Here is a 13357-nt window from a genome sequence, read left to right on the forward strand (position 1 = left end):
GTTCGGGCGCGCGGGCGCGCGCGCCGTACCCTTGAGGGGTGACCGCGATCCCCACCCTCGAGCAGCTGCACGCGCTCGGGCCCCTCCAGCAGCCCACCTACCCCGACGCCGGGGCGGTCGACGCTGCCGTGGCCCGACTGAGGACCGCGCCGCCGCTGGTGTTCGCGGGCGAGTGCGACGACCTCACCGAGAAGATCGCCGCCGTCACGCGCGGCGAGGCGTTCCTGCTGCAGGGCGGCGACTGCGCCGAGACCTTCGCCGGCGTCACCGCCGACAACGTCCGCAACAAGCTGCGGGTCCTGCTGCAGATGGCCGTCGTGCTGACGTACGCCGCGTCGGTGCCGGTCGTGAAGCTCGGCCGCCTCGCGGGCCAGTACGCCAAGCCCCGCAGCAGTGACCTCGAGACCCGTGACGGCGTGACGCTCCCCGCCTACCGCGGCGACGCGGTCAACGGCTACGACTTCACCCCCGAGGCGCGCGTGCCCGACCCGCAGCGCCTGGTCGACGTCTACAACTCCTCCGCCGCGACGCTCAACCTCGTGCGCGCCTTCGTCACCGGCGGCTACGCCGACCTGCGGCAGGTGCACACCTGGAACACCGACTTCGTGCAGTCCTCGCCTTTCGGCCAGCGCTACGAGGCGATGGCTGACGAGATCGAGCGCGCGCTGACCTTCATGAAGGCCATCGGCGCCGACCCCGACGAGTTCCACCGCGTCGACTTCCACTCCAGCCACGAGGCGCTGCTGCTCGAGTACGAGCAGGCCCTGACCCGCATCGACTCGCGCACCGACCTGCCCTACAACGTCTCGGCCCACTTCGTGTGGATCGGTGAGCGCACCCGCCAGCTCGACGGCGCGCACATCGAGCTGCTGTCCAAGATCCGCAACCCGATCGGCATCAAGCTCGGGCCCACGACGACGCCCGACAACGCCCTCGCGTACGCCTCGCGGCTCAACCCCGACAACACGCCGGGCCGGCTCACCTTCATCACCCGCTTCGGCGCGGGCAAGATCCGCGACGGGCTCCCCGCGCTGGTCGAGAAGGTCACCGCCGAGGGCCTCAACGTGGCGTGGGTCTGCGACCCGATGCACGGCAACACCTTCGAGGCCTCCTCGGGCTACAAGACGCGCCGCTTCGACGACGTCATCGAGGAGGTGCAGGGCTTCTTCGACGTGCACCGCAGCCTCGGCACCTGGCCCGGCGGCGTGCACGTCGAGCTCACCGGCGACGACGTCACCGAGTGCGTCGGTGGCGGCGAGGAGATCGACGAGGCAGGCCTGGCCAACCGCTACGAGTCCGTCTGCGACCCGCGCCTCAACCGCGTCCAGTCCCTCGAGCTGTCCTTCCTCGTCGCGGAGATGTTGCGCAAGGCGTGATCCCGCCTGCTCGATCGTGACCTGATCGTGAGCAGGTCGTGGCCCGCCGGGACGCCCGCGCACCGATGCTGTCCCGATGGGGGACCTGTCGACGTCGTTGCGCGCGCTCGCGCACCCGGGATCCGTGCTCGCACTCGTGGTGCTGGTGCTCAACGACCACGTGCTCAAGCAGACGTGGCCGGGCTGGGTCACCGGCAAGCTGAGTGACGTCGCCGGCCTCGTGGTCGCGCCGCTGCTCCTGGCGGCGGCGCTCGCCCTCGTGCGTGCGCCCCGGAGCATGCCGGTGTCGCTCGCAGCGACCGGAGCGGGGTTCGTGTTCTGCAAGACCTCGGACCTGGGCGCCGCGGTGACGAGCAGCACGTGGAGCCTCTTCGGCACGCCGACGATGATCCGTGCCGACGTCACCGACCTGCTCGCGCTGCCGGCGCTGTACACCGCCTGGTGGATCCACCGGACGGCGCGCGACGCCGCCGGGGGCGGATGGCGGCGTACGGTCGCCGTGGCGGTCGGCACGGCGCTGCTGCCGGTCGGGGTGCTCGCGACGAGCGCCACCTCGTGCGGCGAGTGGCGCGGCTACATCGGGGTGGCCGTGCTGGAGGGTGACTTCCCCGGAACCCCGCACGAGGTCGAGACGCGGCTGGGCGGCCACGACGAGCACGGGTGGCTCACCATCGACGCCGAGGGCCGGTTCGCCGAGCCCGACCTCCGGGTCGACGGCCCCGAGGCGTGGCAGGGCGAGCGGACGGAGACCTGCGTCGCGGGACGCTGCTGGCGGCTCGTGGGCGACTCCGTCGAGAGCTCGGTGGACGGCCGGCCGTGGAGTCGCGAGGGGACGCTGACGGAGGCCGACCGCGCGGACATCACCGACGAGGAGGGCGACGAGGAGTGCGGTGACCCGCTGCCGGTGCGCCCGGTCGACATCGCGGCCGCGGAGCTGGACGGCGTCGTCCGCGTCGTAGTCGCGCTGCAGCGCGGAGGCATCTGGCAGCGCAACCACGACGGGACGTGGACGGTCCTGACCATCGACACGCTGGGCGAGGCGGTGGCGCGCGACCTGCCCTCGCCGCCACGGGTGACGGAGGTCGACGCCCCGGACCCGCCGGACGAGACCGAGCCCGAGACCGTGCCCGAGACCGGCGAGACCGAGCCCGAGACCGGGTCGCCGACGCCCCCGTGCGCGTCCCCGACCACCTACACCGTCACGCCGAACCCCCTCAACGGTCCGCCCACCACCCGCGAGGTCTGCCCCTGACGACGGGTAGGTTCGCCCCGTGATCGACCTGCGCTCCGACACCCTGACCCGTCCGACGGCCGAGATGCGCGAGGCGATGGCCCGCGCGGAGGTGGGCGACGACGTCTACGGCGAGGACCCGACGGTCACCGCGCTGCAGGAGCGGGTCGCGGGGATGTTCGGCCACGAGGCCGCGCTGTTCACGCCGACGGGGTCGATGGCCAACGTGCTCGCCGTGGCGAGCGTGGTGTCCCCGGGCGAGGAGGTGCTCTGCGAGTCCTCCGCGCACATCGCCCGTGCGGAGCTCGGGGCCCACGGCGCGATCAGTGGCATCACCATGCGGACGTGGACGCACGCCCGCGGCCAGGTCGACCTGGCCGCGATCGAGTCGATGCACGCCCCCGACATGGGACCGTTCTTCGTCCGGACCGCGGCGGTGTCGGTGGAGAACACGCACAACTTCGCCGGCGGCGCGGTGCTCCCCCTCGACGACCTGCGGGCGCTGCGTGCGTGGGCAGACCGCACCGGCACCCGGGTCCACCTCGACGGCGCCCGGCTCTGGAACGCACACGTCGCCACCGGCACCCCGTTCGCCGAGTACGGCCGGGTCGCCGACGTGCTCGCCGTGTGCCTGTCCAAGGGGCTCGGTGCCCCGGTCGGGTCGCTGATGGTCGGCTCGGCCGACGCGATCGCGGAGGCCCGCGTACGGCGCAAGCGGCTCGGCGGCGGGATGCGGCAGGTCGGCGTGCTCGCGGCGGCAGGGGCGTACGCCCTCGACCACCACGTGGAGCGGCTGGCCGACGACCACGCGCACGCCCGCCTGCTCGGAGAGGCGCTCGGCCTCGACCCGGACGCGGTCGAGACCAACATCGTCGTGGTGGAGCGTCCGGACGCGGCGTCGTTCGTGGAGCGGGCGGCCGCGGAGGGGGTGCGGATCGCGGCGGTCGGCCCGCGCGCCGTACGCCTCGTGACCCACCTCGACGTCACCCCGGCCGACGCCGACCGGGCCGCTGCGGTGCTCAGCCGGCTCGCTGCCCGATGATCGAGACCTCGCTGATCGCGGTGTAGTCGCGGCCGAGGTCGCCGCTGCCCGGCGGCGTCACGGCGTTGATGGTGATCGAGAGCGTCCTCGTCGCCACCGGCGGCACCTTCATCGTCTGCAGCCCGGGACGCTGGGCGAAGCTCTGCTCGATCGCCGAGCCGTCGGCGAACTGCCACGTCACGGTGAGGATGCGGCGGTTGTTGGGGTACCACGCCACGCCCTCGACGTTCTTGGCGTAGCCGTTGACGATGCCGAGGCGGTGGACCACGGCGGTCTCGGGCAGGGTCATCGTGATCTTCTGCCCGGTGGCGTCGCCGCCGATGCGCCACGCCGTGCTCGGGTCGCCGTCGCCCATCTGGCTGGCCTCATAGGCGACCAGGCTGCCGTCGAAGTCCTGCGTCGGCGGGGCGGTGCCCGGCACGTCGAAGGTCGCGGCCCCGGCCAGCTCGCGGCGCTTGCCCACGCCCTGCGGCGCACTTCCCGCATCCTGTCCCGTGCCGGCACCCTCGGTCGCTCCCGCGTCCCCCGAGGACTCCGTGGAGGACGCGGCGTCCACGGCGGCGGTCGCGTCGACAGCGGTGTCCTCGGACTCGAAGACCTTCAGCAGCACGAGGACCAGTGCCACGAGCAGCACGGCACCGGCGACCCAGTACAACCAGGCGTGGCCCCGGACGGCCGGGAGGTCGACCTCGTCGACCTCCTCGTAGGGCAGCAGCTCCTCACGCGGGTCCCACTCGGGGCGGCGGGGGCCGGCGGGAGCGGGCGCCGGCCGCTCGACCGGTGGCTCGACCGGGTGCGGGGCCGGGTCCTCGTCCGGTACGTCGGGCGGGCTGGTCGGCGCGACGGGCGTCGGGTCGGCCGCCTGGACGGGTGGCGCGATCGGCTGCTGCTCCACCGGTGCGGGCACTGGTGCGGGTGCGGGTGCGGGTGCGGGCGCGGGCGCGGGGGACGGCGCGGGGGCCCCGATCGGGTGGCCGCAGTTGAGGCAGAACCGGCCCACGCCGAGCTCGGCCCCGCACGACACGCAGCTGTCCACGCGCCCCACGATAGGGGGATGCGTCCACCCGGACGCGAGGAAATCGCGATCGTGGCGCGTCACACGGCGATGTGCGGCACCTCTCCCTCGACGACACGTCGCGGGGCCAGCTCGACGGCCAGCATCGCGACGAGCACCATGCCGCCGCCCAGCAGCAGCCGCGTGGTGAGGCCCTCACCGCCCAGCCAGACCGCGAAGAAGGAGGCGAAGACCGGCTCCATGCTCATGATGATCGCGCTGCGCGTCGGCGGAAGGTGGGCCTGCGCCCACGTCTGGCCGAGCAGCCCGGCAGCGCCGACGACCACGGCCATGTAGCCCACCGACGCCCAGTCGCCGGGCCGGTCGGGCAGCACGATCCCGTCGTGCACGGTCGCCAGCGTGCAGACGGCGGCGATGACCATGATCTGCAGGATCGTCATCCCGACCGCGTCCTGCGCGCTCGACCAGGCCCCGAGCCCGACGATGTGCAGGGCGTACAGCACGGCCGAGGCCAGGGTGATCAGCTCGCCGTAGCCGATGCTGAACCCGTTGAGGGCCAGCACGCCCAGCCCGACGGTGGCGAGCGCGACCGCGGCCCAGGTGATCGGCGGGATCCGGGTGCGCAGGATCGCGGCGGCGAGCAACGGCGTGCACACGACGTACAGGCCGGTGACGAAGCCACTGATGCTGGCCGGGGTGTGCGCGAGGCCGGCCATCTGGAGGATCTGGGCCACGCCGTAGAGGAGGCCGAGGACCACCGCGTGGCGACGGACGACGGGGGAGAGGCGGCCGAGCGCCCTCGGGGCGACGGCCAGCAGCGCGAGCGAGGCGATCGTGAACCGCACGGCCAGGAAGTCGAGGGTCGGGACCCGGTCGAGGAGGTCCTTGATCATGAAGAACGTCGACCCCCAGCTGGCGGCCACCGCCAGCAGCACCACCGCTGCCAGCAGGGTCGTACGCCGGGTCTGCTGGGTGTGCACGGACGAACGCTAGGGCCTCACACGAGGAAGAGCGTGATCGTGGATCCCTTCGGGACCTCCTCGCCCTGGTCAGGGTCGCTGCTCGAGACGAACCCGAGCCCGAGGTAGGTGTCGGACTGCTCGGTCTCGACCTGGAAGCCGAGTCCCTCGAGCAGCTCGGTGGCTGCCTCGACGCCCATCGCCCGCACCCGCGGCACCTCGACGAGCTCCGGTCCGAGGGAGACCACGAACGACACCGTGTCGCCGCGGAAGAGGGTCCCCGAGGTCGGGTCCTGCGAGATGACGTCGCCCTCGGCGACCGTGTCGCTGTACTGCTCGTCGACGACACTCACCTGGAACCGGCGCTTCTCCAGCGCCGCGCGGGCCGCCTCGAACGACTGGCCGGTGAAGTCCTTCACCTCGGTCGGCTTGCGGCCGCGGCTCAGGACCAGGTCGACGGTCGCGCCGGGCTTGAGGGTGGTGCCGACCTTGGGGGACGTGCGGATGACCTGGCCCTCCGGCACCGTCTCGCTCCACCGCCCCTTGCTCTCGCCGAACGCGAGGCTGGTGGCGGCGAGCGCGTCCTGCGCCTGGTCCTCGGTCCGGCCGGCGAGGTCCGGGACGTCGTAGCGCTCCGGGCCGAGGGACAGCACGAGCGTCACGGATCCGCCGTCGAGCACCCGACCGCCCGGTCCGGGGTCGGTCGCGATGACGAGCCCGGCGGCCACGTTCTCGGAGTAGGCCGGCTCGCCCGCCTCGGCCTGGAGGCCCGCGTCCTCGAGCTCGGCGGCAGCGGCGGCCTCGTCGAGGCCCAGCACGCCGGGGGTCGTCGTCCAGCGCTCCCAGCCGAACCACCACGCGCCGGCGGCCACGCCCCCGAGCAGGAGGACGGACAGCAGCAGCGCGATGGGTCCCTTCACCGAGCGGCGGCGCGCGGTCGTGGCGACGGGCGCCGCCCGGCTGGGCGCGCGACCGGGCGGCCCGGGTCGTACGGCGGTCGCGGTCGCGGTCGTCGGCGCCGCGGCCGCGGCCGCGGCCGCGGGCGTGGTCCGCATCGGCTCGGTCATCGGTCCACCGACCGGTCCACCGACCGGTCCGTCGCCCCGCGCCGGGTGGCGCTCGAGGGCGGTCGTGCGGTCGGGGCTGCCGTCGTCGACCAGGCCGGAGTCGCGGGGGTCGACCTCGGTCAGCAGGGCGAGCGCGCTCGCGTCGAACGGCTCGGGGGTCGTGGGCTCGCCGATGTCGTCCGTCGCGTCGGAGGGCGTACGCCGGGGGAGCAGGTCGGCGGCCAGCTCGGGGTCGGACGCGAGCCCCTCGCGCAGCGCCTGCTCGACGCGGTGCAGGTGGTGCAGCAGCACCGTGGCGTCGGCGGGCCGCTGGCCGCGGTCGCGCGAGGTCGCTCGCGCGACGAGGGCGTCGACGTAGTCGGGGATGCCCGGCTCGAGGAGCGAGGGCATCGGCACGTCGTGGTGCACGTGGCGGTAGGCGACCTGGATGGGCGACTCGCCCTCGTGCGGCTTCTTGCCGGTGAGGAGCTCGTAGAGCACGACCCCAGCGGCGTAGACGTCGGCCCGTGCGTCGGAGCGTCCGTCGACCACGAGCTCGGGGGCGAGGTAGGACACGGTGCCGATCAGCACGCCGCCCGTCGCGGTGTGCTGGGTGTCGGCGCTGACGGCCTTGGCCAGGCCGAAGTCGGCGACCTTCACCCGGCCACCGTGCGCCTCGTCGGCGATGAGGACGTTCTCGGGCTTCACGTCGCGGTGGACCAGGCCGGCGCGGTGGGCGGCGGCGAGAGCGGAGACGACCGGCTCGAGCAGCGCCAGCGCCCGCACCGGAGGCATGGGCGCCTCCTTGCGGACCACGTCGCGCAGGGTGTGCCCGGGGACGTACTCCATGACGAGGAAGACGGTGTCCGTGCCGTCGGAGGCGTCGTCGCCCTGGTCGTAGACACTCACGACGTGGGGATGGTTGAGCCGGGCCGCGGCACGCGCCTCGCGGACGAAGCGCTGCGCGAACTCCTGGTCGTCGCCGAGGCCCGGGTGCATCACCTTGACCGCGACCAGGCGGTCCAGGCGGGTGTCGGTGGCCTCGTAGACACTGGCCATGCCGCCGCGCGCCACCCGGGCGCCGATGCGGTAGCGACCGTCGAGCAGGCGTCCGACCAAGGGGTCGCCAGCAGCGCCGGGCGCGGTTGCGCGGGCGTGCTCGGGTGGCTCCACTGATCGACCTCCAGCGCCGGACCACGGAGAGGCGGGGAAGGATCCGGCCGCCCCATCGTACGGAAGCGGCGCCTGCCGCCACGCTCAGGCGACGTCCCGGCGTGGCGTCAGGCCGGGGGTCGGCCCGCCTCCAGGCGCTGCTTGATGGCCTCGACGTTGTCGACGTACGTCCGCGTCTCCTCGTAGAGCCCGTGCCGCCGCACGGCGCCCAGCCCCTGGTAGTAGGCACCGATCTTGTGCGCCCGCCGCTCGGTGTGGCGCGAGAGGACGCGGAGCAGCAGCACGCCGGCCTGGGCGTTGTCGCCGGTCCGGCGCAGGTCGAGGTCGCGGCCGGCGTAGTGCTCCATCCACCGTCCGGTCGAGGGCAGCACCTGCATGGCGCCGATGGCGTCGGCGCTCGACACCAGTCCCATCTGCCAGCCGGACTCCTGCCAGGCGACGGCCAGGGCCAGCTGCGGGTCGACGCCGTGGCTGCGCGCGGCGCCGGCGATCACCCGGCGTACCTTCTCGCGGTCGCGGTCGGGGTGCTGCCACATCCTCGTGCGGGTCGTGCCGTCCCGCTTGCCGCCCTGCTTGCCGCCCTGCTTCCCGCCCGTGGCGCCGTCGCGGCCCACCACCGGGACCTCGATCCGCTGGCCGACCCGCAGGCCCCCGCTGCGGTCGAGGTGGTTGTGTGACACGACCTCGGCGGTCCACGCGCCGAAGCGCACGGCCAGGCCCGAGGCGGTGTCACCCCGCTCCACGACGTACGGGACGAGCGTGCGGTCCGACGGCAGCCGCTCGTGGTCGGCGTGGGCCGGGGCGGCGTGGACGGCCGTCGCGGCGGCTGCGAGCACCAGTCCGACCGTGCAGCGTACGGCGCGGTCGAGCGGTCGGCGCGGTGGTCGGTGGGATGGTCGGGTCACGGGCGTGCTCCTCGTCCCGTCCGCTGCGCCCGGGGGCCGAGGTCCACCGAGGGGGAAGCGCGCGAACGAGCGTTCGACGTTACCGACCGGCGTACGACGACGCGAGGCGGCGGCCGGGTCGGGCGTGTCGCGCGACCGGCCGCCGCCTCGCGGTCAGGCCTGTCAGGCACGTGTGCCTGGCAGGTGTGCGGGGTCTCAGCAGGCGCCGTTGAACGTGCTGAGCTCGAGCTGGGGAGCCTTGATGGACTTCTCGTTGGGGGCGCGCATCGACCAGTAGCGCATCCAGTCCATCTGCATCCGCGCCGGGTCCATCTTCTTGCCGCCCTGGGCGCGCAGCTCGAACTTCAGCTGACGGGCGACGGGGTCGAGGGCCTCGGCGCGGCGCTCGGTGTTGATGACGTGGCCGTCGACGAACCAGGAGACGTGGTCCTCGGCGACCTCGACGCCGTAGGTGTGCCACCGGTCGTTGCGCAGGTGGCGGCCGAGGAAGCCGCGGTAGGAGTTGTTCGGCAGCGTGTGGACGTAGGACTTCACCGTGTTGGTGCCGAGCGTGAAGTTCTCGATGCCGATGTCACGGCCGCCGCAGTGCTGGTCGCGGGTGCCGCCGGGGACGAGCTCGGTGACGACCTTGAAGGGCTTGCCGCCCTTGACCTTCGACATGGTGCGGGCCCGCATCCGGATCTCCCAGCGGCCGTAGGTGTGGCCCTTGAGGTCGAGGGTGGCCGACACGCTGCCGCGCTGGGTGCTCATCAGCGTCAGCATGCCGTTCTGGGTGCGGACGACGCCGCGGCCCTTCTGCTTCCAGAACGCCGGCTTGGGGCCGATGAACTCCTGGCGGAACACGCCGTGCTGGTACCAGCCGAACGTGTTGCCGGCGTGGACCGGGCCCGGGGCGCCGTCGTAGTGGTCGGCCGCCGCGGGGGAGACGGACGGGGAGAGGGTGAGCGCCAGCAGGCCGGCGAGGGCAGCGGCGAGTGCGGATCTCAGGGGGTGCATCCGCGACACGCTACGGAACGCTCCCCGGGCCGACAACTCCGGCGCCGACCTGCGTCCTACCTCTGGCATGCGCCGCGACTCCCGGCCCGTACGGCTCCTCACCTAGGCTTCGCGCATGACCGACGTCCCCCTCGCCGACCGTGACCTGGCCGCCCTCGTCCCCGAGTGGCTCGACTGGAGCCAGGTCGCCGAGCTGCTCGGCGTGACGCCCGGCAAGGTCCGCACCATGATCCGTGAGCACGAGCTCGCCGCCGCCGTCCCCGAGCCGGGCGCCGGCCCGAAGGTCCCGGCCGACTTCATCCAGGACGGGCTCGTGGTCAAGGGCCTGCCCGGACTGCTCACGCTGCTGCACGACCACCGCTTCGACGACCGCGAGTGCATCGCGTGGCTGTTCACCGACGACGACCTCCCGGGGCGTCCGATCGACGCGCTGCGCGAGAACCGCGGCAGCGAGGTCAAGCGCCGCGCGCAGGTGCTGGAGTACTGATGACCGCCTCGCCCGGGCGCAGGCGCTACCGGGTGTTCCTGCTGCTCGTGGCGGCGGCCGCCCTGGTCGTCTGGTTCTTCACCCCGGCCGACCAGGACGATCCGCCCTCGAGCAGCGGCGACACGACGACCTCGTCCGACTTGCGCGCCGGGACGCCGTCCGACTCGCCGTCGCCGACGCACGAGCTCACCCAGACCAACACCCCCAGCACCGAGCCGACCACGCTCCCTTCCACGCCGCCGGCGAGCGAGGGCACCGACCCCGCCAGCGGCCTCCCCCTCGTACGGCTCGCGGACCTGCCGCCCGAGGCGGCCCGCACCGTGGTGCTCATCGACGCCGGCGGCCCCTTCCCGGAGGTCGAGCACGACGGCGGCACCTTCGGCAACCGCGAGGAGCTGCTGCCCGACGAGCCGTACGGCTACTACCGCGAGTACACGGTGCCCACGCCCGGCCTCAAGACCCGCGGCGCCCGGCGTATCGTGGCAGGACGGGCCGGCGAGCTCTACTGGACGGCCGACCACTACAGCTCCTTCTCACGCATCAGGAGGTAGCCGTGAACACCCCACGACGTTCTTCTCCTCCGCTTCGCTCCTCCGAACAACGCCTCGGGGACCCCGGATGAGCGGACTTGCTGCCGTCCTCGCGGGACACGAGGCGCCCGGCATCCACCTGTGGCACGGCGCGTTCGACGTGGCCGACGTACGCCACTCGGTCGAGCACGCGGGGTGGGGCTTCGGGCACGTCGACGGCTGGACGGGCGCCGACAGCAAGGCCGCGTTCCTCGCCGCCGTGGGCGAGGCGCTCGACTTCCCGGACCACTACGGGCAGAACTTCGACGCCCTCGCCGACTGCCTGCACGACATCGGCGCGGGCCGGGACGGGGTCGTCCTCCTCTGGGACGGCTGGGCCACCCTGGCGCGGGCGGACGAGAAGGCCTTCAGCATCGCCCTCACCGTGCTCGGCTCCCGCGTCAACGCCGACCGCGGGGTGCCGTTCTCGGTACTGCTGCGCGGCGACGGCCCTCCGGTGCCGGGCATCACCAGCCTGGACTGAGCGCCGAGCCCCTGTCGGACGTCGGCGGTCAGACGGTCCGCTGGGTCGCGGCGGCTGCCAGCTCGGTCAGCACCTCGCGCGCCCGCTCGTCGACGTCGGCCGCCCGCAGGGCCTCCACGGCATGGTCGGCCAGCTGGCCGATCACGGCCTCGACCTGCGCGCGTGCGCCGGAGTCCTCGATGATGCCGCGCAGCCCGTCGACGTCGGCCGTCGTCAGGGGAGTGCCGAGGGCCGCGTCGAGCCGCTCGGCCGCCGCCGGGGGAGCGGCGTCGAGCGCGAGGGCGACGAGGACGGTGCGCTTGCCCTCCACGAGGTCGTCGCCGGCCGGCTTGCCGGTCTCGGCCGGGTCGCCGAAGACGCCCAGCAGGTCGTCGCGCAGCTGGAAGGCCTCGCCGAGCGGGAGCCCGAAGCGGGTCAGCTGCTCGATCTGCTGTGGCGTGGCGCCGGCCAGCCCGGCGCCGATGTGGAGCGGTCGCTCGATGGAGTACTTCGCCGACTTGTAGCGCAGCACGGTCATCGCGGTGTCGACGTCGGCACGCCCGCGCGCCTGCACGGACACGTCGAGGAACTGCCCGGCGATCACCTCGTTGCGGCACTGCTCGAACAGTGCGAGCCCGGGCGCCACGTCGTCGGGGGCGAAGCCGCTGCGGCGCAGCATGTCCTCGGCCCATCCGAGGAGCAGGTCGCCGAGCAGGATCGCGGCGGCGGCGCCGTACTGCGCCGGGTCGCCGCGCCATCCCGCGGCGCGGTGCTCGGCCTCGAACGCGCGGTGCGTCGCGGGGCGGCCGCGGCGGGTGTCGGAGGCGTCCATGTAGTCGTCGTGGACCAGGGCGCTCGCGTGGAGCACCTCGAGCGACGCGCAGGCCCGGGCCAGCGCCAGCTCGTCGGCGACGTCGGGCCGGATCGCCCGGTGCCCCCAGTGGCAGAACGCCGCGCGGAACCGCTTGCCGCCGCGCACCGCCGTACGGGCCTCCGCGATCAACCGGCCGGCGTCGGGGCCGAGCGGGGCGAGCTCCGCCTCGCGGTCGTCGAGGAACGCGTCGAGCACCCCCTGGACCTGGTCACGGAAGGCGGCTGGGTCCCAGGTCGTCACCAATCCAGCCTAAACAGTGGGACGGGGAGCCCGTCGGCCGCGGTCGTCCGTAGGCTGTTGCGCATGACGCACGGATGGAGCTCGGCCCGGGACCTGAGCATGCGCGAGCGCCTCGACAGCGGCGAGCGCTCCTTCTCGTTCGAGTTCTTCCCGCCCAAGGACGCGGCCGGCGAGGAGCAGCTCTGGCAGGCGATCACCGAGCTCGAGCCCTACGGTCCGACCTTCGTGTCCGTGACGTACGGCGCCGGCGGCACCACGCGCGACCGCACCGTCGCGATCACCGCGCGGATCGCGCGCGAGACCAGCATGCTGCCGGTCGCGCACCTCACGTGCGTCGGCCACACCACCGACGAGCTCACCGCGATCCTCCGTGACCTGGGCGAGGCCGGCGTACGCCACGTGATGGCCCTGCGCGGGGACCCGCCGGGTGGCCCGGGGTCGCCCTGGACGCCCACCGACGGCGGCCTCACCTATGCCAACGAGCTGGTCGCGCTGATCCGCGAGCGGACCGACCTGCGCATCGGTGTCGCCGCGTTCCCCGAGGGGCACGTCGAGGCCGCCGACCTCGACCACGACGCCCGCGTGCTGAAGGCGAAGTACGACGCCGGTGCCGAGTTCGCCGTGACGGACATGGTGCTGCGGGCCTCCGACTACGTGGGCCTGGTGGAGCGCGCCGAGGCCGTCGGGGCCGACCTGCCGATCATCCCGGGCATCATGCCGATCCTGAACCTGCGCTCGATGGAGCGGATGGCCGAGCTCTCCCGCCGCCAGCTGCCCGCGGAGGTCGTCGCCCGCCTCACGCCGTACGCCGACGACCCGCAGGGGCTGCGTGCCGAGGGCATCGCGATCGCGACCGAGCTCTGCGAGGCCCTGCTCGACGCGGGGGCGCCCGGGCTGCACTTCTACACCCTCAACCGGTCGAAGGCGACGCGGGAGATCTTCGGCAACCTGCGCATCACCGTCTGAGTCCGTCGCCACTAC

13 protein-coding genes and 1 pseudogene are annotated in these 13357 nt (G+C 73.6%); 7 read left to right on the top strand and 7 right to left on the bottom strand.

Translation table 11 applies throughout. The features are described 5' to 3' along the window. Positions 1-38 precede the first annotated feature (38 nt). The 3 genes from AC57BS_RS08150 to AC57BS_RS08160 all read left to right on the top strand — a co-directional run bounded on the left by AC57BS_RS08150 (position 39) and on the right by AC57BS_RS08160 (position 3649). The gene (locus AC57BS_RS08150; protein WP_496410929.1) at positions 39-1376 is read left to right on the top strand and encodes a class II 3-deoxy-7-phosphoheptulonate synthase; all 1338 of its coding nucleotides are present in this window, start codon (positions 39-41) and stop codon (positions 1374-1376) included. A gap of 76 nt (positions 1377-1452) precedes the next feature. After that, on the top strand, positions 1453-2628 hold the full coding sequence (locus AC57BS_RS08155; RefSeq protein WP_496410930.1) for a hypothetical protein: 1176 nt from the start codon (positions 1453-1455) through the stop codon (positions 2626-2628). Between the two features lie 19 nt (positions 2629-2647). Next, on the top strand, positions 2648-3649 hold the full coding sequence (locus AC57BS_RS08160; protein ID WP_496410931.1) for a threonine aldolase family protein: 1002 nt from the start codon (positions 2648-2650) through the stop codon (positions 3647-3649). Here the strand turns inward: AC57BS_RS08160 and AC57BS_RS08165 are convergent. The 6 genes and pseudogenes from AC57BS_RS08165 to AC57BS_RS08190 all read right to left on the bottom strand — a co-directional run bounded on the left by AC57BS_RS08165 (position 3627) and on the right by AC57BS_RS08190 (position 9743). Then, on the bottom strand, positions 3627-4685 hold the full coding sequence (locus AC57BS_RS08165; RefSeq protein ID WP_496410932.1) for an NADase-type glycan-binding domain-containing protein: 1059 nt from the start codon (positions 4683-4685) through the stop codon (positions 3627-3629). The two genes, AC57BS_RS08160 and AC57BS_RS08165, sit on opposite strands and share 23 nt — an antisense overlap. 59 nt (positions 4686-4744) lie before the next feature. Further along, positions 4745-5644: a DMT family transporter gene (locus AC57BS_RS08170; protein WP_496410933.1), complete on the bottom strand. Its 900-nt coding sequence runs from the start codon at positions 5642-5644 to the stop codon at positions 4745-4747. Positions 5645-5661: 17 nt separating this feature from the next. After that, positions 5662-6303, bottom strand: coding sequence for a PASTA domain-containing protein (locus AC57BS_RS08175; protein ID WP_496411261.1), 642 nt, complete (start codon positions 6301-6303; stop codon positions 5662-5664). Further along, positions 6280-7842, bottom strand: a pseudogene (locus AC57BS_RS08180) (protein kinase domain-containing protein); the annotation flags it as partial. The pseudogene AC57BS_RS08180 and the gene AC57BS_RS08175, both read right to left, overlap by 24 nt. A gap of 107 nt (positions 7843-7949) precedes the next feature. Beyond that, complete coding sequence (locus AC57BS_RS08185) at positions 7950-8747, bottom strand: lytic transglycosylase domain-containing protein (RefSeq protein WP_496410934.1); 798 nt, start codon at positions 8745-8747, stop codon at positions 7950-7952. 195 nt (positions 8748-8942) lie between these two features. Continuing rightward, complete coding sequence (locus AC57BS_RS08190) at positions 8943-9743, bottom strand: glycoside hydrolase family 16 protein (RefSeq protein ID WP_496410935.1); 801 nt, start codon at positions 9741-9743, stop codon at positions 8943-8945. A 115-nt stretch (positions 9744-9858) separates the two neighbouring features. Here AC57BS_RS08190 and AC57BS_RS08195 point away from each other — a divergent pair, with 115 nt between their 5' ends. The 3 genes from AC57BS_RS08195 (at position 9859) to AC57BS_RS08205 (ending at position 11283) form a co-directional block, all read left to right on the top strand. Then, entirely contained in the window at positions 9859-10230 is a 372-nt protein-coding gene (locus tag AC57BS_RS08195; RefSeq protein WP_496410936.1) for an Rv2175c family DNA-binding protein, read from the top strand. Then, positions 10230-10781, top strand: a complete 552-nt coding sequence (locus AC57BS_RS08200; RefSeq protein WP_496410937.1) for a guanyl-specific ribonuclease — start codon at positions 10230-10232, stop codon at positions 10779-10781. Before AC57BS_RS08195 ends, AC57BS_RS08200 begins: the two co-directional genes overlap by 1 nt. Before the next feature lie 67 nt (positions 10782-10848). Further along, entirely contained in the window at positions 10849-11283 is a 435-nt protein-coding gene (locus AC57BS_RS08205) for a barstar family protein (RefSeq protein WP_496410938.1), read from the top strand. Positions 11284-11311: 28 nt separating this feature from the next. Here the strand turns inward: AC57BS_RS08205 and AC57BS_RS08210 are convergent, their stop codons facing one another. After that, positions 11312-12376: a polyprenyl synthetase family protein gene (locus AC57BS_RS08210; RefSeq protein ID WP_496410939.1), complete on the bottom strand. Its 1065-nt coding sequence runs from the start codon at positions 12374-12376 to the stop codon at positions 11312-11314. A 63-nt stretch (positions 12377-12439) separates the two neighbouring features. Between AC57BS_RS08210 and metF the strand changes: the two genes are divergently transcribed. Further along, positions 12440-13342, top strand: a complete 903-nt coding sequence (gene metF / locus AC57BS_RS08215) for a methylenetetrahydrofolate reductase [NAD(P)H] (RefSeq protein WP_496410940.1) — start codon at positions 12440-12442, stop codon at positions 13340-13342. Positions 13343-13357: the final 15 nt, after the last annotated feature.

It is taken from the genome of Nocardioides sp. BGA-UO-ETr-FS32 (assembly GCF_059567905.1).

What these genes read in the sequence shown, in the direction of transcription:
- AC57BS_RS08195 (WP_496410936.1), top strand. Translation starts at nt 9,859, where the DNA reads ATGACCGACGTCCCCCTCGCCGACCGTGACCTGGCCGCCCTCGTCCCC.
- AC57BS_RS08205 (WP_496410938.1), top strand. Translation starts at nt 10,849, where the DNA reads ATGAGCGGACTTGCTGCCGTCCTCGCGGGACACGAGGCGCCCGGCATC.
- AC57BS_RS08155 (WP_496410930.1), top strand. Translation starts at nt 1,453, where the DNA reads ATGGGGGACCTGTCGACGTCGTTGCGCGCGCTCGCGCACCCGGGATCC.
- AC57BS_RS08200 (WP_496410937.1), top strand. Translation starts at nt 10,230, where the DNA reads ATGACCGCCTCGCCCGGGCGCAGGCGCTACCGGGTGTTCCTGCTGCTC.
- metF (WP_496410940.1), top strand. Translation starts at nt 12,440, where the DNA reads ATGACGCACGGATGGAGCTCGGCCCGGGACCTGAGCATGCGCGAGCGC.
- AC57BS_RS08190 (WP_496410935.1), bottom strand. Translation starts at nt 9,743, where the DNA reads ATGCACCCCCTGAGATCCGCACTCGCCGCTGCCCTCGCCGGCCTGCTG.